Genomic DNA, 20,088 nt, shown 5'->3' on the forward strand with positions numbered 1-20,088 from the left:
CTATATGGGGTGGACGGACCCGGGGCTGCTCGCGAACACCCGGGCGCTGGCGACGATCGAGTCCGCGGGCCCCCCGGCCTCCGTCCAGAAGGTGCCGCTGCCGCTGTAGCGGTAGACGCCGCTCCTCCACGGATTCAGGCCGTAAACGGTGTCATGCGCGACGGCGAAGGATGCCCCCGGGCCACCGATGTGCTGCCAGGCGTGCGGGCTGCCGAGATAGCGGTAGACGTTGCCGCCGCGGTCCGTGACGACCAGCCCCCAGTCCCCGCCGTACAGCTGACCGGTCCAGTCGCCGATCCTCGTCCAGGACGTGCCGTGGCCGTCGTAGCGGTACAGCCGGTTGTGATCGGGGGTCACCCCGTAGACGGATTCGTCGGTGACGGCGAACGTCGCACCCTCGACGCCGATCTGCTCCCACCTGTGGGGACTGCCGAGGTAGTGGAAGAGCGCCCCGGTCGTCGGGTCGTTCGCCACCAGACCCCAGGTGCCACCGAAGATCCGGCTCGCGGCGCTGCCCACCTGGGTCCACGAGGTGCCCGTGCCGTCGTACCGCCACACGCCATTCCTGGTCGGGGTGAGCCCGTAAATGCCCTCCCCGGTGACGACGAACGACGCACCGGGGCCTCCGATGCGATCCCAGATGGCCCCCCGCCCGTCGGGGTTCTCGAAGGCCATCCGGAGACGGAACACGTCGCCGTGGGGCGGCATCGTGGCCAGCAGCCCCAGCTGCCCCCCGTACAGGCGGATGATGGGAACGCCACTGATCTTGCTCCAGGACTGTCCGGAACCGTTGTACCGGTACGCCCGGAGCCTGTCCGGAGTCAGCGCGCAACAGGTCGACGCCGCGGCCGTCGTCAGGGGGCCAGCCCGCGCGGAGCTGTGTTCCGCCGCGCCCGGGACCAGGGGAATGCCGCTGGCCAGTCCGGCGGCAGCCGCCGTGACGCCCAGGGAACGGGCGAGGAAGGACCGGCGTGTCGTCTCGTCTCCGGGGCGGCGCTCCCACGCGCCCGGCTCTCTGGAACTGATCATCGTCCGTCCTCCCGCCAGTACGTGCTTCGGGGCAGGCCTTCCGGGAACAGAATCAGCCGACGCCAGGATGGCACATACCGGAACAAACAGCTCGCCCGGCGGGTCGTCGCCGTCAGCGACGCGTGTGAGCGGATTCCCGGTGCTCCACGAGCCGGTCGTTCGCCTTTCTCATTCCGGCCCAGTCGCACCGCCGCTCCGCCGCGTGGCGCTGGGCGGTGAACCCGAGGCACACGGGGCAGGTCTCGGCGGGGCCGAGGACGAGGGCGGCGGGGGCCACGGGTGCGGGGGCCGCCCCCTTCGACCGCAGCCCACTCAGCTCCCGCTGGTGCCGCAGGAGGTCTTCGGCAGTACGGCCGAGGCCTCTGGCGAAGCTGATGGCGGAGACGTAGCCGTTGCCGGGACCGCCCCGGAGCCGGTGCCGCGCCTCGCGCACCGCCGCGAGGGCGTCCTTGCGGAGCGGGTCCCCCACGGGCCGTCGGTTCGCGGCGGCCTCCACGTCGAAGGCGGTCGCGTTGATGAACGCGCACAGCCGGGTGGTGAGCGCCCGAACCCGACCGGGTGCGGGGAGCCACCGCTCTGTGGCGGTGGTCTCGTGGATGGCCGCCTCGATGCCGGGTGCCGCCTGGGGCGGCTTGAAGCTGATCCCACCGCCGGTGTTTCCGGTGTACGGGCAGGGAGGCATGGCGGCTCCTTCGAGAGCGACGTGGGGGGAACTGGCCCAACCAGCCTTGCGCACAGGCCTGTTAACCGGCAACCGCGTCAGCGAAACGCTGCTCACATTGGCATATGACAAACCTCGGCAGAGCTTGCTCGAAGAGGGACAGGGGGTGGAACACTGCCAACAGGGCGGCCCTGAACACCAACGGGGCCCCGTCGAGGACCAACAGGAACGCACCGGCGGGGTACACGAGCACGCCGACGGGGAACAGCACCAGGAGGGCTCAAGGGTGGCAGCACGACGCGGTCCAACGTTCAGAAGGCGGGAGCTCGGCAAGGAACTCCGGCGACTGCGGGAGAAGCATGGGATCAGCGCGAGGGACGCCGCTGCACACATCGAGGGCTCCGAGACAAAGCTCAACCGGGTCGAGACCGGCCAGAATCAACTGCCGCGTGTCCGTGACCTGACGGACCTGCTGGATCTCTATGGCGTCACAGACCGGGTCGACCGTGAACTGCTGCTCACGCTTCACCGCGACTCACTCAGCAAGGACTGGTACAGGCCCTACCAGAACGTAATGCCGTCAGGCACGACGATGTACGTCGGACTGGAGTCCGACGCCCGCACGATGCGCGCCTGGCACTCGCAAGTGATCTTCGGTCTCCTTCAGACCGAGAGCTACGCCCGAGCCCTGTTCATGACGGCGAAGCACGTAGAGGAGAGGACCAGTGAATTCGTTGAAGAATCCGTAGCTCTGCGCATGGAGCGCAAGGCCATCCTCACCGGCGACGATCCCGTCGAACTGCGCGTGATTCTCGACGAGGCAGCCCTGCGTCGCATGGTCGGCGGCCCAGACGTCATGCGCGAGCAATACGCGGAGATCGAGCGAGCAGCAGCACTCGATCACGTGACAGTCCAGATCGTCCCCCTGTCCCGTAGCACCTTCCGGGCAACGGCGAACTTCGTCCTGCTGGAGTTCGACTACAACCTCGATCCGGTTGTCATGGAGGAGGGCGCTGCCGTCATGACCGTCTCCGACAGGACGCGCGAGGTCTGGAAGTACGGCCGCAGGTTCGACGCGATGCGCGACGGAGCTCTGGCCCCTGCCCAGACCGCCGAGTTTCTGCACCGTCTAGCAAGAGAGATCGATGACCATTAACGCCTACCTGACGGCCCTCGAAGTGGCCGATGAGACGTCCTGGTTCAAGTCCTCTTACAGCACTCAAGACAACGGCGGCGGCTGCGTCTCGATCGCCGTACTGCCCGGGCGAGTCGGCATCCGCGACTCGAAGCAGAAGAACGGCCCCGCCTTCGTCACGCCGGCATCGGCCTGGGCCTCGTTCACCGACGGGCTCCGGTCCGGCCGGCTCGGCTGACAGCCGAAAGTGCGGCCACGGTCCCCTCCCCCGCCCCGGGAGGGGATCAGCCCTGGACCTCCGCCACCCACGCCGTGAGCCCGGCCACGAACCCCGCACGCTCCCCCGGCGACAACCCGTCCAGCGCGCGCAGCAACGGCTCGCCGCGGGCGGCGACGAAGACCTCGAGCAGCGGTCTGTACGCGTCGGCGAGCGAAACCAGGATCCGGCGACGGTTCGCCGGGTCCTCGGAGCGCACCACGATCCCAGCCCTACTGAGGGCACCGACCAGTTCGCTGGCGGTCGGCAGGGAGACGTGCAGCCGCCGCGCGATCTCACCGACGGTCAGCGGCGGCCCGGCCAGCAGCTGCGGCAGCACCGCACCGTGGCGCGGCGTCAGGCCGTGGGCGTCCATCGCGTCGCGCAGGGGGGCCGGCATGAGGTCCCGTACCACCGCCCCGCGGAAGAACGGCTCCAGCAGCGGCACGAGGCCGACGACCGCGAGCTCGTCGGGCGTCGGTTTCCGGGGCGCCTTCCCGGCCTCTTCGATGTGCGGCATACTGCGCAGTGTAGATGGTTTGGATATCCAAACTGTTGGGACATCCGAAAGGTGGTCTTCCCATGCCGTCGGTCAGCTACAGCGATGCGGTCAACGACGCTCTGGAACGGATGGACGATCTCGGGTACGAACGCGGGCAGGGCGTCGACCTCGCCAACCACGGACCCATGGCCGCCGAGGCACTCGCACTCCTCGGGCAGGAGGACGAGGTCGCGCGGTGGGTGGGGCGCTATCGCAAGGCCATGGAGCACCACGCGCCGCCGGCCGCGCGCTTCGCGCTGGACGCCGCGGACGAGTCGTCCTGGCGGCCCGCGCTGGGGACGATCGGGCGGGCCGGGGACTGGGAGCGGCTGTTCGGGCGCGAACTGGCCGAGGCGCACTGGCGCGACGTCCTGGCCCGCTGGTGGCCGCGGCTGCTGCCGGGCCTGTTCTCCGGCCTGACCCACGGCCTCATCCGCACCGCCCACGCGGTGCGCGGCCTGTACGCGGCCGGGGACGCGCCGACGCGGCTCCAGCTGAACGAGCTGGCCCGGGGGCTGGCCTACTGGGCCGCCCGCTACACGGAACTGCCCGGCACGCCGGCACTGCGCGGCAGCCACGGGCTGTCCACGGCGGTTTCGACGCTGCCCCGCACGGTGCCGGACGGCCCGATGGGTCCGGACACCGTGCTCCGGCGCCTGGCGACGCTCGACGAAGTCCCGGTCTACGGCGAAGCCTTGGGCTGGCTCGCCCCGGAGCAGGCGCCGCGGCTGCTGAGCGAGATGACGCTGCAGTTCGCCGACGTCTATCTGGGCCACCCGGAGGTCTACCCGGTGCCGCTGGTCCACGGCGTCACCGCGCCCGCCGCCGTACGCATCGTGCTGCCGCACCTGCCGCAGGCGCTGCACGAGCCGACGCTGGCCCGGATCTGGCAGGTGCAGACGGCGTTCCTGCTGGCCTTCACGGTCGACCGGCGCGGGGAGGGCACGACGGCCTGGCGGTCGGAGGTGGCGGACCTGCCGCCCGTGGACGAACTCGGCGCACGGGCCGCCGAACACGGCGACGAGCACGTCATCAAGTTCACCGAGGCGTGCCTGCGCGAGTACGCCCTGCGGCCCGACCCCCGCTACCCCGCCGCCGCGTTCGCCGCGCAGCGACGCATCCTCCCTCTGGACGCCGGCGGGGGCGTGGCCAACGTGACCACCGGCCCCCGGGCGCCTCTGGCCGCCAAGCGCCCCTAGGCGCCTCTGCCTCTAGTCGTCGGCCGTCAGCACCGGCGTCGACCGCGTCAGCACCTCGCCCCGGAAGAACGCCGGGCTGCGCCGCCGCATCAGCTCCATGAGCACCGCACCCGCGACCAGCAGGCCCACGCCGATGACGAAGACCGAGCCGACCCCGAACACCGCGCTGCCGCTGCCGTACTCCGGGTCCCACATGTCGTAGAGGGTCTTGCAGAAGACGGCCGCCAGCAGCAGGCCGCCTATCAGTGGGAAGACGCCCTTGAAACATGCGTCGCGCAGGGACGTGCGCAGCTCGCCGCGGAAGAACCACGCACATGCGAACGCCGTGATCGAGTAGTAGAAGCAGATCATCAGGCCGAGCGCGTAGACCGTGTCGATGAGCACGTTCTCGCTGAGGAAGCTCATCACGGCGTAGAAGACGCCGGTGGCCGCTCCGGCCGCGATCGTGGCCCGGCCGGGGGACTTGAAGCGCGGGTGGATGCGGGCGAACGACGGCGGCAGTGCCTGGTACGCGCTCATCGCCAGGACCGTGCGCGCCACCGGCAGGAAGGTGGTCTGCAGGCTCGCGGCGGCCGAGGCGAGCACCGCCACGAACAGCAGGACGCCCAGAGCCGTGCCCATGACGGGGTCGGCGAGAGCGGCGAAGACGTTGCCGGAGGTGTCGGGGTTGCCCAGGCCGGTGCCCTTGTCGCCGACGCCGGAGTACATCTGCGCGGCGACCGCGGTCAGCAGGTAGGAGCCGACGAGCACGACCATGGCGAGGAGGGCGGCGCGGCCGGGGGTCTTCGCGCTGCCCTCGGTCTCCTCGTTGACGGTCAGACAGGCGTCCCAGCCCCAGTACATGAAGATCGACAGGCTCAGCCCGGCGGTGAAGGCGCTGAAGGACTCCACGCCGAAGGGGTTCAGCCAGGTCCAGGAGAAGTCGATGGAGCCGGACAGTTCGCCGGAGCGGGCCTTGCCGATGGCCATCGCGACGAACACCGCCAGCACGGCCAGCTGCAGGCCGACGAGCGCGTACTGCACACCCTTGGTCGCGGTCATGCCGCGGTAGCTGACGGCGGTGGCGACGGCGATGAAGGCCAGGCAGGTCCCGACGTGGGCGAGCCGGTTGCCGTCGAGGGCCGCCACCGCGTCGCTGCCGGTGATCTCGCCCAGCAGGAGATAGAAGAAGGAGGTCGCCACGCCCGCGAGATTGGACAGCACGATGATGGTGGCGATGACGAGGCCCCAGCCGCACATCCAGCCGATCCGGGGCCCGAAGGCCCGTACGGTCCAGGTGAAGGACGTGCCGCAGTCGGGCAGCGCGCCGTTCAGCTCGCGGTAGGCGAAGGCGACCAGCAGCATCGGGAGGAAGCCCGCGAGGAAGACGGCGGGCATCTGCACCCCGACCTGGCCGACGGTCGGACCGAGGGTGGAGGTCAGGCAATAGACGGGCGCGACGGTGGAGATCCCGATGACGGCGCTGCCCAGCAGGCCGACGGAATTGCCGCTGAGCCCCTTGGCGCGCACTTCTCCGCCGTCGCCGCCCGCGACGCTCATTACCGTGTCTCCGGCCTGTGGCCGCGGATGCACCTGAACCATGGCGAGGACGTTAAGCGCTGCTGTTTCCGCATCCGGAGGTTCTGCCTCCGAGCCCCACACCTTGAACATGCCCACCAATGCCACCAGTTGACCTTGCAAAGAAAGTCACCCAAGGAGTTACGGCCGGTAACACCAAGGCGTATTCGACTCTGCCGCCCCTGCGGCATCCGCAGCGGCATCCCTTTTGTCCCGGTTCAAAAATTTCCCGTCGTCACCGTCTCCGTGTCCCGCCCCGACCGCAGCACCCGCCCCGGCACCGCCCCGGTGACCACGTCGTGCCGGACCGTCTCCACGCCGTTCACGCGCACGCTCACCACCCCCACCGCCCGGGAATCCAGGCGCGCCCCGTCCCCCGGCAGGTCGTGCACCAAGGTCGCCGGGGCCGCCTCGATCCGCTCCGGGTCGAAGAGCACCAGGTCCGCGCACCAGCCCTCGGCGATGCGTCCCCTGCCGCGCAGTCCGAACAGCCGCGCCGGCTCGTCGCTCAGCATCCGCACCGCCCGCTCCAGCGGCACCAGCTTGCGGCCCCGCAGGCAGTCCCCGATGAAGCGCGTCGTGTACGGCGCCCCGCACATCCGGTCCAGGTGGGCGCCGGCGTCCGAGCCGCCGAGCAGGACGTCCTCGTGGTCCCAGGCGCGGCGGCGCAGCTCCCAGCTGGCGGGGTCGTTGTCCGTGGGCATCGGCCACAGGACCGTGCGCAGTTCGTCGGCGGCGCAGACGTCGACGAGCGTGGCGAAGGGATCGGTGCCGCGCTCGGCGGCGATGTCGTTCACGACGCGGCCGGTGAGGCCGTCGTTCTCCTTGGCGTAGGTGTCGCCGATGACGTACCGGCCGAAGTCGGTGAGCCGGCGGAAGCCGGCGGCCGCCGGGCTCGCGGCGCCGCGCAGCAGGGCCGCCCGGACGGCCGGCTCGCGCAGCCGGCCGATGCGCTCGGGCACCGGCAGGGAGAGGACCTCGCCCCAGCCGGGGAGGAGGTTCAGGGCGCAGAAGGTGCCCAGCGACATGTTCATGGGCGTGAGGATCGGCATGGTCAGCGCGACGATGCGGCCGCCCGCCGCGCGGGCGCGCTCGCTCGCGGCCAGCTGGTGCGGGACCCGTTCCGGGGCGGCGGACTCGATGGTCAGGACGTTCCAGTTCAGCGGGCGCCCGGCGGCGGCCGTCAGCTCCACCAGGAGGTCGGCCTCCTCCCGGCTGAAGCGGTCCAGACAGCCGGCCACGATGGCCTCGAGCTGGGTGCCCTCGTGCTCGCCGACCGCGCGGGCGAGGGCGAGGAGCTCCCCGGGGAGGGCGTGGCGGGAGGGGACGGGATTGCCGTCGCCGTCGGAGTGGGTGGTGGAGCGGGTGGTGGACAGTCCCCAGGCGCCGGCGTCCATGGCGTCGTGGAGCAGGGCGGTCATCTGCCGCAGCCGGCCCTCGTCGGGCGTGCCGCCGACGGCGTCCGGTCCCATCGCGTACCGCCGCAGGGCGCAGTGCCCCACCATGAATCCGGCGTTGACGGCGATGCGGCCGTCCAGCGCGTCGAGGTAGTCGCCGAAGGACGACCAGGTCCAGGGCGCGCCTTCCTCCAGGGCGGTCAGCGACATGCCCTCGACCTTGCTCATCATCCGGCGCGTGTAGTCGGCGTCGGCCGGCCGCGCGGGGTTCAGCGGGGCGAGGGTGAAGCCGCAGTTGCCGCCGACGACGGTGGTGACGCCGTGGCTCATGGAGGGAGCGGCGTAGGGGTCCCAGAAGAGCTGGGCGTCGTAGTGCGTGTGCGGGTCGACGAAGCCGGGGGCGAGGACGAGCCCGGCGCCGTCCTCCTCGGTGCGGGCCCGCTCGCCCAGCCGGCCGCCCGCCTTGACCGTGGCCCTGCCGCGGTCGATCAGGGCGATCCGCCCGTCCCGTATGCCGACGTCGGCGACGTAGGAGGGTGCTCCGGTGCCGTCGACGACGGTGGCGCGGCGGATGAGGTGGTCCAGCACGGTCGCTTCCTCTCACTCGACGTTCCGGCGGTACGGGCCTGGGGACGTGCGGCGAGCGGGGCCGGGGCGGCGGCCCGGGAGGCGCCGCCCCGGTGTGCGGGGGCGCCGGCTCAGGCCCTGGCGGCGGCCTGGCGGTAGCGCGTGGTGCGGTGGACCGGGTCCGTGTCTATCTTCGGGATGACGTGCTCGCCGATCAGCCGGATCGTCCTCAGGGTGTCCTCGCGGGGCATGCCGATCGGCAGCCCGAAGGAGAGCTGGTCGGCGCCCGCCTGCTCCCAGCGCTTGCACTGCCGGAAGACCTCGTCCGGGTCGCCGCAGATCATCAGTTCCTCGGCGATGAGCAGCTCGATGATCTCCTCGGTGTACTCGGGCAGCAGCTCCGGCCACTCGGGGATGCCGTCGGGGCGCGGGAAGGTGTCGTGGTAGCGGAAGAGCAGCGACTGCAGGTAGTGCAGCCCGCCGTTCACAGCGACCTCGACGGCCTTCTGGTGCGTCTCCGCGCAGATGGCGGTCGAGGTGACCATCACGTTGTCGTTGACGAAGTCGCCGACGGCCCGCGCCTGCTCGACGGCCGTCTTGTACGAGTCGACGACCCACTCCATGTCGGCGACCTTCTGCACGCTGAAACCGAGGACGCCCAGCCCCTTGCGGGCCGCCATCGCGTACGAGGAGGGCGACCCGGCCGCGTACCACATGGCGGGGTGGGAGGGGCCGTACGGCTTGGGCAGGACGGTGCGCGGGGGCAGCGACCAGTGCTTGCCCGTGAAGCCCGGGTACTCGCCCCGGCGCCACATCCTGGGGAACTCGGCGATCGTCTCTTCCCAGATCTCCTTGGTGGCGTCCATGTCGGTGACGCCCGGCAGGAAGCCGAGGATCTCGTGGCTGCCGGCGCCCCGTCCGGTGCCGAACTCGAAGCGGCCGCCGGAGAGGTGGTCGAGCATGGCGGCCTTCTCGGCGACCTTGACGGGGTGGTTGACCTGGGGCAGCGGATTGAAGATGCCGGAGCCGAGGTGGATGCGCTCGGTGGCGTGGGCGAGGTAGCCGAGGAAGACGTCGTTGGCGGACAGGTGCGAGTACTCGTCCAGGAAGTGGTGCTCGGAGGCCCAGGCGTACTTGAAGCCCGACCGGTCGGCCTGGATGACGTATTCGGTCTCCTCCATCAGCGCGTGGTGCTCGGCCTCGGGGTCGGTGCGCGAGCGACTCGCCGGCACATAGCCCTGCACGAAGATCCCGAATTCCACGGAGGTCACCGCCCGTCTTCGAGGTTTCTGACGATGCGTCAGATGATGAGGCGACTCTGGCACCGGCCCCCGGGGCCGTCAAGGGCCCCGAAGGGCCGTCACGTGCGCACCTGGCCCACCGCGAGCCAGCCGCCGTCCACGACGACCGGCTGTCCGGTGATGTAGGAGGAGTCGTCGCAGGACAGGAACAGCGCCACCCGCGCCATCTCCTCCGGCCGTCCGACCCTGCCCAGGGGCACGAGCGTGCCGAAGTACGCGTCCATCTCCTCCCGGGACGCCCGCCCACCGGGGTTGATCATGGCGGTGTCCACGCCGCCGGGACACAGGGCGTTGACCCGGATGCCCTGCCCGGCCAGCTCCAGCGCCGCCACCCGGGTCATCGCCACGATCGCGCCCTTGGTCGCCGCGTACGCGGCACACAGAGGCAGGCCCGACAGGGCGACGTACGAGGCGGTGTTGACGATCGTGCCGCCGCCGGCCGCCGCCAGCTCGGGCGCCGCCGCGCGCATGCCCAGGAAGGCGCCGGTCTGGTTGACCCGGACCACCTCTTCGTACTGGGCCAGCGAGGTGTTCACGAGGTCGCTGCGGGGCGCGATCCCGGCATTGTTGACGAGCCCGTCGAGTTTGCCGAAGACCCTCTTGGTGAAGGCGACAGCCTCGTCCCAGCCGTCTTCCTCGCCCACATCCAGAGGGAAGTAGCGTGCCGTGGCGTCCCCGAGCTCCTTGGCGAGGGCCTCCCCCGCCTCGTCCAGCACGTCGGTCAGGACGACCTTCGCGCCCTCGGCGGCGAAGAGCCGCGCCTCCTGTTCGCCCTGTCCGCGGGCCGCGCCCGTGATGAGCACGACCCGGCCGTCCAGCTTGCCCATGCCCCTCCTCCTCGCCTGCCGATCTCTCCCGTGCGTTTCCTACGCGCGTGTGTCTCCTACGCGCCCAGCCCCGGCGCCACGTCGGCGGCGAACGCGGCCATCTGGTCGAGCAGCTCGTCCACTCCCCGGCAGCGGAAGCGCACCTGTATCTGGTCCACTCCCATGTCCCGGTACGCGCGCAGCGACGCGGCGAGCGCGTCCGGATCGCCGGTGAGCGTGCGCGGGCCGGTGTCCCAGGAGGGCGTGCCGACGTACAGCGCCTCGGTGATGGCCCCGACCGCGAACGGGCCGCGGAGCCCGGCCTCCTCGCGCAGCTGTCTGAGGTCCGCGATCCGCCGCGGCAGCCTCTCGCGCGCGTCGCCCTGCGACAGCCAGCCGTCCCCGCGCTGCGCCGCCCGGCGCAGCGCGGCGGGCGAGGAGCCGCCCACCCACAGGGGCGGGCGGGGCGTGCGGACGGGACGCGGCGCCTGGCCCAGGTCGCGGAAGGCGAACCGCTCCCCCTGGAACGCGGGGAACTCCTCCGGCCCGAGGGCCGCCTTCAGGGCGTCGACCGTCTCGTCCAGGATCGCCCCGCGCCGCCCGAAGTCCACGCCCAGCGCCTCGAACTCCTCCCGTACGTGCCCGGCGCCGACCCCCAGGACCAGCCGCCCGCCCGCGAGCCGGTCCACCGTCGCGTACTGCTTCGCCGTGAGCAGCGGGTGGCGCAGCGCGGCCACGGCCACATGGCTGAGCAGCAGGACGCGCTCGGTGACGGCCGCGAGGTGGGCGAGCGTGGCCACCGGGTCGTACCAGACGGTGCCCATCGCGGCCGCCAGCCGGCCCGGGACGGCCACGTGGTCGCAGGTGGCGACGTAGGCGAAGCCGAGCCGGTCGGCGGCCCGGGCCGTCCGGCGCAGCTCGGCGGGGCCGGCCGCGGCCTCCCAGGGCTCCGCGTAGAGGGTGCTCTGCGACTGGACGGGCAGCTGGAGCCCGTAGGACAGCCGCCCCTCCGGCAGGACCCTCAGGCCCCGCGGCGGCCCGCTCTCACGCACCGGGCCAGAGCCCTTCCGGCGTCAGGCCGAGCAGCTCGATGGCGTTGCCGCGCACGACGCGCTCGACGGTCGCCGGCTCCAGATGGGCCATCTGCTCCTCGGCGACCTGCCGGGACCTGGGCCAGGTGGAGTCGGAGTGCGGGTAGTCGGTCTCGTACAGGACGTTGCCCGCTCCGATGGCGTCGAGGTTGCGCAGGCCGGTGGCGTCGTCGAAGAAGCAGCCGTGGACGTGCCGGGCGAAGAGCTCGGAGGGCGGGGTGCGCACCTTGTCCGCGATGCCGCCCCAGCCGCGGTTCTCCTCCCACACCACGTCCGCCCGCTCCAGGACGTACGGGATCCAGCCGATCTGTCCCTCCGCGTACATGATGCGCAGCCGGGGGAAGCGGTCGAACTTGCCCGACATCAGCCAGTCGGCCAGGGAGAAGCAGCAGTTGGCGAAGGTGAGCACGGAACCGACGGCGGGCGGCGCGTCGGCGGAGGTCGACGGCATCCGGGACGAGGAGCCGATGTGCATGGCGATCACGGTCCCGGTCTCCTCGCAGGCGGCCAGGAAGGGGTCCCAGTCGTCGCTGTGGACCGACGGCAGGCCCAGGTGCGGCGGTATCTCGGAGAAGCACACCGCCCGCACGCCCCGCGCCGCGTTGCGCCGCACCTCGTCGGCTGCCAGGCGGGCGTCCCACAGCGGGACGATGATGAGCGGGATCAGCCGGCCCTGCGCGCTGGGCCCGCACCATTCCTCGACCATCCAGTCGTTGTAGGCGCGCACGCACAGCAGGGCCAGTTCGCGGTCGGCGGCCTCGGTGAAGGTCTGGCCGCAGAAGCGCGGGAACGTGGGGAAGCAGAGCGCGGACTGGACGTGGTTGAGGTCCATGTCGGCCAATCGCTCGGGAACGCTGTACGAACCCGGCCGCATCCGTTCGTAGGTGATTCCTTCGAGCCGGATCTCGTCCCTGGAGCATCCGACGGCGGTATCAAGCCGCGTGAGAGGGCGGAACAAATCCTCATAGACCCACCAGTCCGCCACCGGACCGTCGTCCCCGGGGGCGCCCATGACGGGCGCGAAGCGTCCGCCGGCGAACGTCATGTCCTTCACGGGAGCCCTGACGATCCGCGGTCCGACATCGTGGAATTTCGCCGGAAGCCGGTTCCGCCAGACGTCGGAGGGCTCGACCGTGTGGTCGTCCACCGAGATTATCTTGGGGAAGCTCACCATGGCCGACACGGTAGCGCCGATCTGACGAGTCGTCAGCAAACTGGTGGAGCGGCCCCCGAAAGGCCCTTGCGAGAGGCCGGACCCCTGCTGACGCAGAGGCCCTGGACAAGGCAGACTGGCCGGTGCGACCGAGCAGGACAGGCAGGGGGTCACGATGGCCGGCGACACAGGGCACGGGCAGCAGCTGCGCTTCACCGTGCTCGGCCCCGTCCGCGCCTGGCGCGGAGACGAACCGCTCCACACCGGATCGCCCCAGCAGCGGGCACTGCTCGCCGCCCTGCTGCTGCGCGGCGGACGCACCGCCACCGCGCCCGAACTGGTCGACGCCCTCTGGGGCGAGGAACCCCCGCACGCGGCGCTGGCCGCGCTGCGCACCTACGCCAGCCGGCTGCGCAAGGCCTTCGGCCCCGACGCCGACGCCTTGGTCAGCGAGTCGGGCGGCTATGCCATACGGGTCGGGCTCGACGGACTCGACATCGACACCGCCGAGCGGCTGGCCGCCGAGGCCGACAAGGCCCGCGGCGCGGGCGACCGCGGCCGCGCCCGTGACCTGACCAACCAGGCGCTGGGCCTGTGGGACGGCGAGCCGCTGGCGGGCCTGTCCGGCCCGTACGCCGACACCCAGCGCGCCCGCCTGGAGGAGTGGCGCCTGAGCCTGCTGGAGACCCGGCTCGACCTCGACCTCGAGGTCGGCTGCCACGCCGAGGCCGTCTCCGAGCTCACCGCGCTGACCGCCGCCCACCCGCTGCGCGAGCGGCTGCGCGAGCTGCTGATGCTCGCCCTGTACCGCAGCGGCCGCCAGGCCGAGGCCCTGGCCGTCTACGCCGATACGCGACGGCTGCTCGCCGAGGAGCTGGGGGTGGACCCCTGCCCCGAGCTCTCCGAGCTCCAGCAGCGCATCCTCAACGCCGACACCGACCTCAACGTCCACTTCTCCGCCGACCGCCCCACCGCCGGGCCCACCTTCATCCGGCCCGCCCAGCTCCCGGCGACGGTCTCCGACTTCACCGGCCGGACCGCCTTCGTGGACGAGCTCAGCGACCAGCTCGCCACATCCGAGGGCCGCGTCATGGCGGTCTCCGCCGTCGCCGGCATCGGCGGCGTCGGCAAGACCACCCTCGCCGTGCACGTCGCCCACGCCGCCCGGCACCACTTCCCCGACGGCCAGCTCTACGTCGACCTGCAGGGCACCGGGCCCGTGGTCGCCGAGCCCGAGGCCGTCCTGGGCTCCTTCCTGCGCGCCCTGGGCATACCGGACTCCGGCATCCCGGACGGGGTGGAGGAGCGCGCCGCCCTCTTCCGCTCCACGCTCGACGGCCGCCGCGTCCTGGCCCTGCTGGACAACGCCCGCGACGCCGCCCAGGTCCGCCCCCTGCTGCCCGGCAACGAAGGCTGCGCCGCCCTCGTCACCAGCCGCTCCCGCATGGTCGACCTCGCCGGCGCGCACCTGGTCGACCTGGACGTGATGAGCCCGGAAGAGGCGCTCGTCCTGTTCACCCGCATCGTCGGCACCGAGCGCGTCGGCGCCGAGCGCGACGCCGCCATGGACGTCGTCGCCGCCTGCGGCTTCCTGCCGCTCGCCATCCGCATCGCCGCCTCCCGGCTGGCCGCCCGGCGCACCTGGACCGTCTCCGTCCTGGCCCGCAAGCTCGGCGACGAACGCCGCCGCCTGGACGAGCTGCGCGCCGGCGACCTCGCCGTGAAGGCCACCTTCGAGCTCGGCTACGGCCAGCTGGAGCCCGGCCAGGCCCGCGCCTTCCGCCTCCTGGGCCTGGCCGACGGCCCCGACATCTCGCTGGCCGCCGCGGCCGCCGTCCTCGACCTGGACCCCGACGCCACCGAGGAGCTGCTGGAGTCCCTGGTCGACACCTCGCTCCTGGAGTCCGCCGCACCGGGCCGGTACCGCTATCACGACCTCGTACGCCTCTACGCGCGTTCCTGCGCCGAGCGCGACGAACAGCCGCCCGCCGAGCGGACCGCCGCGATGTCGCGCCTGCTCGACTTCTACCTCGCCACGGCCGCGGGCGTGTACGTCCTCGAACGCCCCGGCGACCAGCTCCTGGCCCACCTGACGCCCACCACCCACCCGGGTCTGACCTTCACCGACCGCAGCGCGGCCGGCGACTGGCTGTTCGCGGAGGCCGGCTGCCTGTTGGCGTGCGTGCGCCAGCACTCCGGCGCCGCGGGCGAGACGCTGCGCCGCGCCGTGGACCTGCTGCTCGCGGCGAAGGACCTGGCCGAGTCGGGCGCCGACTCCCGGCAGTACGAGCAGGCCGCCACCGCCCTGCTGCACGCCACGCAGGCCGCCGGGGACACCCGCGCCGAGGGGCGTGCGCGGACGGTCCTGACGCACGTGCACAGCCTTGCCGGGCGGTTCGCCCAGGCCGACGAGCAGGCGCGGCACGCGGTGCTGCTGGGGCGGGCCTGCGAGGACCCGATCCCCTGCTGCTACGCCGCCAACAACCGCGGCATCATCTCCATCTACCAGCACCGCCACGAGGACGCGGAGGCCTACATCGGCCAGGCGCTCGCCGCCTTCCGCGCCGACGGCAACCGGCCGGGCGAGGCCAGCGCGCTGAGCAACCTCTCCCGCACGCACCTGGCCACCGGACGCGTCCAGTCGGCGGTGCACCTCGCCGAGCAGGCGATCGACCTCTACCGCGAGTCCAACGTCTCCTGGCGGCTCGCCAACGCCCTGTACGCCTACGCGGTGGCCCTCACCCACGCCGGGCGCCACGAGGAGGCCATGGCGCGGCTCATGGAGGCCCTGCCGGTCTTCCGGGACAACAGGCAGCGGCTGTGGGAGGGCATGACGCTCTTCCGCATGGCCGAGCTGTACCTCGCCACGCGCAAGCCCGCCAAGGCCGCGGCCGCCGCCGAGCAGGCGCTGGCACAGCTGCGGGGCATCGGCGGCGAATGGCGCCGGGCCAACATCCTGACGGTCCTGGGCCGTTCCCTGGACGCCTTCGGGCAGTCGGGGCGCGCCCACGCCTGCTGGACCGAGGCGCTGGCCATCTTCGAGCAGCTGGGTTCGTCCGAGGCGGCCGAGGTGCGCGGGCTGCTGGCGCCGGTGGCGGCCGCGTAGCGTCCCGCGAATCCGCGGCGGCGGCTTCCCGTGGAACCCGCGTGAAGGTCCGTACAGTGGTCCGCACGGGCGCGCCGCGCCCGCACGCGGAGCCCGTGAAACCGCGGCCCGTTCCCGTGCGAAGGCCCGTAAAAACCCTTTCACGTGCCCGTTCATCGATCGTTTATCGCGATCCTTCACTCTTAGGGATGTCGATCCGTCGCGTCGGGGGGCAGGCGGGTCGTGGGTGAGGCCTCACCTCTAGGGTGAACAACCCTAATGTGCCCGTCCGGCGGTCCTCGGGGGAGTCGCCGGGCGGGTTCTGCAGTCCCCACTAGCCCGAACGACTCGCACTGCATCGGAGTTGAACACCATGAGCGATGACAAGCTCACGTCGCCCGTAGTGGCCACGCCACAGGACGACCACGCCACCGGCACTCCGCTCACCGTGGCGCAGTCCGTGGCCGCCGCCGGCGAAGCGCCGCTCACGCCGCAGGACGACCACGCGACGGGCGCCCCGGCGTTCGCCCTCAAGGACGACCACGCCACCGGCACTCCGGCGTTCGTCATGAAGGACGACCACGCCACCGGCGCACCGGCGTTCGTCATGAAGGACGACCACGCCACGACGGAGAAGCCGTTCTGATCGATCCGGCCTGTGTGTCGGGGAGCTTCCGCCAGACATCGGCCGGAAGCTCCCGGACCCACCGGATCCCGGGGGCCACGGGGGAACGGGGGAACGGCCCCAGCGGGAAAGCCGACGGGTAGTGCTACGGGGGTAGCAACGGGGGCCCGTCGGGAAACGGGGGACACGGTCCAACGGGGGAGCACGAACTGCCCGGGGGGACGGACACGGTCCAACGGGGGTACCCGCAACGGGGGATCGACAGGGGCCGGCGACGACGGCGCGGAGGGGGAGCCGTCGACGCCGGCCCTTGCGGCTGCCCGGAAGTTTTCGGCCAAAACCCCGTACGCCCGCCCCGTCAACCGGTACTTTCACTGACAAAGCACCACGACCAACCCATGCACCATCCCCCCGAGCAGAGGAGCCGCAATGAACCAGACGATGACGCACCGCACCAAGGGCCGGGGCGCCAAGGCCCTCGCCGTACTCGGCGTCGCGGCGGCCGCGGCCATCCTCGGCGCGTTCCCCGCGGCGGCCGACGACCACTCGACCTCCGTACCGTCCCTGCAGGCGCCCACGTCGGCCGTGGAGATATTCGACGACCACTCCACGGACATGGACCGGCTGAACGGCGGCGCCGACGACCACATCACCGGCGCCACCGCGCTGCAGCGCCTGCGCTGACCCGGCGGCCGTACGGCGGAGGCGTGCCGCACGGCACCCCCGCCCGCGAGGCCGCGGCCCGCCGGGAGCGGCGGCCGCGGCCTCGCACCGGGCCCTACCGGGGGGCCTGCCCCCGCAGCAGCGTCTTGCGTACCTTGCCCGAGGCGTTGCGCGGCAGTTCCCGGACGAACTCCACCTCGCGCGGCACCTTGTAGTTGGCCATCTCCCGGCGGGCCCAGGCGATCAGCTCCTCCGCCGTCACCCCGGCCTCCCCTGCCGTCCCCGCGCTCCGCACCGCGAACGCCTTGCCGACCTCGCCGAGCCGGGCGTCCGGCACGCCCACGACGGCGACCTCCGCGATACCGGGGTGCCGCAGCAGGACCTGCTCTATCTCGGCGGGGTAGGCGTTGAAACCCCCCACGATGAACATGTCCGTGACGCGGTCGGTGATGCGCAGATTTCCCTCGGCGTCCAGGACGCCGATGTCGCCCGTGCGCAACCACCCGTCGGCGCCCAGCACCTGTGCCGTGGCCCGCGGGTCCTCGAAGTAGCCGGACATCACCTGGTAGCCGCGCACCAGGATCTCTCCGGGCTCGCCGGGCGGCAGTGCGGCCCCGCCGGGCCCGGCCACCTTGACCTCGGTGTCCGGCAGGGCCCGGCCCGAGGTGCCCGCGACCGTCTCCGCCGCATCGCCCCGCCGGCACATCGTGACCACCCCCGTGGCCTCGCTCATGCCGTACGCGGTCAGCACGGTGGGGATGCCCAGCTCGCCCCGCAGCCGGTCGATCAGCCGCCGGTCCACCACCGCGGCCCCCGTCACGACCACCCTCAGCGACGAGAGGTCGTGCGCCGCCCGGGCCGGGTGGTCCAGCAGCGACTGCAGGAGCGTGGGCGGACCGGGCAGGACGGAGATGCGCTCGCCGGCGATCGTGAGCAGCGCGGCCCAGGGGTCGAAGACGGACTGCGGCACCATCGTCGCGCCCCGCATCAGGCACGCGATGATCCCCGCCTTGTAGCCGAAGGTGTGGAAGAACGGGTTCACGATCAGATAGCGGTCTCCTTCCCGCAGCCCGGCCAGCTCGCTCCAGACGCCGAACGCGCGCAGCGTCTGGGCGTGTGTGATCACGGCCCCCTTGGGCTCGCCCGTGGTGCCCGAGGTGAAGAGGATGTCCGAGGCCGCCCCCGGCCCGACGGCGTCGGCGCGGGCCCGTACGGCCCGGGCGGGCACGGCGTCCCCGGCACCGAGGAACTCCTTCCACGTACGGAAGTCGGCGGGCGCGTCGTCCGCCAGGACGACCACGTCGCGCAGGTGCGGCAGTCCGGGCAGCGGGCCCACTTCCCCAGCCGCTGCCGCGCCCCCGGCGGGTGGCTGCGCCGCGGCGCTGCGCAGAGCGGCCACGTAGGAGGTGCCGAGGAAGGTGCCGGTGACGAAGAGCAGCCGGGCCCGCGTGCGCTCCAGCACCCGGACCGCCTCGGCGCCCTTGAAGCGGGTGTTGACCGGCACGAGCACGGCTCCGGCCGTAACGGCGCCCAGGGCGGAGACGATCCAGTCCGCGGTGTTCGGGGCCCAGACGGCGACCCGGTCACCGGCCTCGACGCCGGTGGCGAGGCACGCGGCGGCGGCCCGCTCGACCCGCTCGCCGAGCTGCCGGTAGGTGATCCGGACCCGGCCGTCGACCACGGCCTCGCGGTCCGCGTGCCGCTCGGCGGCCGCACGGACGAGGCCCGGAAGGGAGCCGAACTCCAGATCACCGCGCATGGCACGTCCTCCCCCACCCGCGGCCGGCGCCGCATCGCGCCCACTAGCTGACGTGGCGTCAGATTAGCGATAGCCTTCCGCGCTGTCAGCACCGACAGCACGGAGGTGGCGATGACGGCAACGCTCAAGGACACCACTGCGATCGTCGGCATCGGTCAGACCCCCTTCGCCCGCCAACTCCCCGAATCCGAGAAAACCCTGGCCTGCCGCGCCGTCCTGGCCGCCCTGGACGACGCGGGCCTTTCCCCCTCCCAAGTGGACGCCTTCGCCTCGTACACCATGGAGACCACCGACGAGGTGGAGATCGCCAAGGCCATCGGCGCGGGCGACGTGACCTTCTTCTCCCGGGTCGGCTACGGCGGAGGCGGCTCCTGCGCGACCGTCGCCCACCTCGCCGCCGCGCTCACCACCGGCCAGGCGACCGTCGGCGTCGCCTGGCGCTCACGCAAGCGCGGCTCGGGCCCGCGCCCATGGCGCGACACCCACACACAGCTGCCCATCCCCGGCCAGTGGACCCGGCCCTACGGGCTCCTGCGCCCGGCCGACGAGATAGCCCTGCTCGCACGGCGCTATATGCGCGAGTACGGCGCGAGCCGCGACCACTTCTTCAACGTCGCCCGGGCCTGCCGCAACCGCGCCAACCAGAACCCCGCCGCGATGATGTACGAGCGCCCGCTGACCCGCGAGGCGTATATGGCCTCGCGCTGGATCAGCGAGCCGCTCTGCCTCTTCGACAACTGCCTGGAGACCGACGGCGCGCTGGCGTGCGTCCTCGTCACGGCCGAACGCGCCGCCGACTGCCGGCGCCGCCCGGTCTATGTGCACTCCGCGGCCCAGGGGCTGCCGTCCCAGCACCACGGCATGGTCAACTACTGGACGGACGACCCGCTGTCCGGCCCCTCCTGGACCGCCGCCCGGCAGCTGTGGAAGAGGGCCGACTTCGGCCCCGACGACATCGACGTCGCGCAGATCTACGACGCCTTCACGCCGCTCATCCCGCTGTCCCTCGAGGGCTATGGCTTCTGCGGACGCGGCGAGGGCGCGGCCTTCTCCGAGGGCGGCGCGCTCGAACTCGGCGGCCGGCTCCCGATCAACACGGCCGGCGGCGGACTCAGCGAGGCTTACGTCCATGGCTTCAACCTCATCAACGAGGGGGTCAGACAACTGCGCGGCACCTCCACGGCGCAGGTGCCCGGCGCCTCGACCTGCCTGGTCACGGCGGGCGAGGGCGTCCCCACGTCGGCACTGCTGCTGAGGAGTTGA

General features: G+C 72.2%; 17 protein-coding genes. 7 read left to right on the plus strand and 10 right to left on the minus strand.

The features are described 5' to 3' along the window. Positions 1-1,029 (minus strand): twin-arginine translocation signal domain-containing protein, encoded by a 1,029-nt coding sequence (locus AB0G59_RS07550; RefSeq protein WP_360909049.1) that lies wholly within the window; start codon positions 1,027-1,029, stop codon positions 1-3. 112 nt (positions 1,030-1,141) lie between these two features. After that, the gene (locus AB0G59_RS07555) at positions 1,142-1,711 is read right to left on the minus strand and encodes a DUF6415 family natural product biosynthesis protein (protein ID WP_360909051.1); all 570 of its coding nucleotides are present in this window, start codon (positions 1,709-1,711) and stop codon (positions 1,142-1,144) included. 265 nt (positions 1,712-1,976) lie between these two features. On the opposite strand from AB0G59_RS07555, the gene AB0G59_RS07560 reads away from it, so the two are divergent. Together AB0G59_RS07560 and AB0G59_RS07565 are read left to right on the plus strand one after the other, a co-directional pair. Beyond that, the gene (locus AB0G59_RS07560) at positions 1,977-2,846 is read left to right on the plus strand and encodes a helix-turn-helix transcriptional regulator (RefSeq protein ID WP_360909053.1); all 870 of its coding nucleotides are present in this window, start codon (positions 1,977-1,979) and stop codon (positions 2,844-2,846) included. Continuing rightward, positions 2,836-3,063: a DUF397 domain-containing protein gene (locus AB0G59_RS07565; RefSeq protein ID WP_360909055.1), complete on the plus strand. Its 228-nt coding sequence runs from the start codon at positions 2,836-2,838 to the stop codon at positions 3,061-3,063. The genes AB0G59_RS07560 and AB0G59_RS07565 overlap by 11 nt, the downstream gene beginning before the upstream one ends. A 46-nt stretch (positions 3,064-3,109) precedes the next feature. On the opposite strand, the gene AB0G59_RS07570 is transcribed toward AB0G59_RS07565, so the two are convergent. Then, positions 3,110-3,601: a MarR family transcriptional regulator gene (locus AB0G59_RS07570; RefSeq protein WP_360909057.1), complete on the minus strand. Its 492-nt coding sequence runs from the start codon at positions 3,599-3,601 to the stop codon at positions 3,110-3,112. A gap of 62 nt (positions 3,602-3,663) precedes the next feature. Here AB0G59_RS07570 and AB0G59_RS07575 point away from each other — a divergent pair, with 62 nt between their 5' ends. Next, positions 3,664-4,821, plus strand: coding sequence for a hypothetical protein (locus AB0G59_RS07575; protein WP_360909059.1), 1,158 nt, complete (start codon positions 3,664-3,666; stop codon positions 4,819-4,821). A gap of 12 nt (positions 4,822-4,833) precedes the next feature. Here the strand turns inward: AB0G59_RS07575 and AB0G59_RS07580 are convergent, their stop codons facing one another. From AB0G59_RS07580 to AB0G59_RS07605, 6 genes are all read right to left on the minus strand, one after another. Beyond that, a complete protein-coding gene (locus AB0G59_RS07580; protein ID WP_360909061.1) occupies positions 4,834-6,402 on the minus strand; it encodes an APC family permease in 1,569 nt (522 codons plus the stop codon). Between the two features lie 194 nt (positions 6,403-6,596). Next, on the minus strand, positions 6,597-8,363 hold the full coding sequence (locus AB0G59_RS07585) for a D-aminoacylase (RefSeq protein ID WP_360909063.1): 1,767 nt from the start codon (positions 8,361-8,363) through the stop codon (positions 6,597-6,599). A gap of 110 nt (positions 8,364-8,473) precedes the next feature. Continuing rightward, on the minus strand, positions 8,474-9,604 hold the full coding sequence (locus AB0G59_RS07590; protein ID WP_360909065.1) for an LLM class flavin-dependent oxidoreductase: 1,131 nt from the start codon (positions 9,602-9,604) through the stop codon (positions 8,474-8,476). 98 nt (positions 9,605-9,702) lie between these two features. Continuing rightward, positions 9,703-10,470 (minus strand): glucose 1-dehydrogenase, encoded by a 768-nt coding sequence (locus AB0G59_RS07595; protein WP_360909067.1) that lies wholly within the window; start codon positions 10,468-10,470, stop codon positions 9,703-9,705. 56 nt (positions 10,471-10,526) lie between these two features. Then, a complete protein-coding gene (locus AB0G59_RS07600; RefSeq protein ID WP_360909353.1) occupies positions 10,527-11,474 on the minus strand; it encodes a TIGR03619 family F420-dependent LLM class oxidoreductase in 948 nt (315 codons plus the stop codon). A 19-nt stretch (positions 11,475-11,493) separates the two neighbouring features. After that, positions 11,494-12,714 (minus strand): amidohydrolase family protein, encoded by a 1,221-nt coding sequence (locus AB0G59_RS07605; protein ID WP_360909070.1) that lies wholly within the window; start codon positions 12,712-12,714, stop codon positions 11,494-11,496. Between the two features lie 154 nt (positions 12,715-12,868). On the opposite strand from AB0G59_RS07605, the gene AB0G59_RS07610 reads away from it, so the two are divergent. From AB0G59_RS07610 to AB0G59_RS07620, 3 genes are all read left to right on the plus strand, one after another. Beyond that, positions 12,869-15,799 (plus strand): BTAD domain-containing putative transcriptional regulator, encoded by a 2,931-nt coding sequence (locus AB0G59_RS07610; protein WP_360909072.1) that lies wholly within the window; start codon positions 12,869-12,871, stop codon positions 15,797-15,799. 352 nt (positions 15,800-16,151) lie between these two features. Continuing rightward, positions 16,152-16,424 carry a hypothetical protein gene (locus AB0G59_RS07615; RefSeq protein ID WP_360909075.1) on the plus strand — a complete coding sequence of 91 codons (273 nt, stop codon included), beginning with the start codon at positions 16,152-16,154 and terminating at the stop codon, positions 16,422-16,424. Between the two features lie 408 nt (positions 16,425-16,832). Beyond that, positions 16,833-17,087, plus strand: a complete 255-nt coding sequence (locus AB0G59_RS07620; protein WP_360909076.1) for a hypothetical protein — start codon at positions 16,833-16,835, stop codon at positions 17,085-17,087. 94 nt (positions 17,088-17,181) lie between these two features. Here AB0G59_RS07620 and AB0G59_RS07625 read toward each other — a convergent pair whose 3' ends face one another. Then, complete coding sequence (locus AB0G59_RS07625; protein WP_360909078.1) at positions 17,182-18,825, minus strand: FadD3 family acyl-CoA ligase; 1,644 nt, start codon at positions 18,823-18,825, stop codon at positions 17,182-17,184. A gap of 111 nt (positions 18,826-18,936) precedes the next feature. On the opposite strand from AB0G59_RS07625, the gene AB0G59_RS07630 reads away from it, so the two are divergent. After that, positions 18,937-20,088, plus strand: coding sequence for a lipid-transfer protein (locus tag AB0G59_RS07630; RefSeq protein WP_360909080.1), 1,152 nt, complete (start codon positions 18,937-18,939; stop codon positions 20,086-20,088).

This window comes from Streptomyces sp. NPDC021096 (genome assembly GCF_040641275.1).
GTDB lineage: Bacteria > Actinomycetota > Actinomycetes > Streptomycetales > Streptomycetaceae > Streptomyces.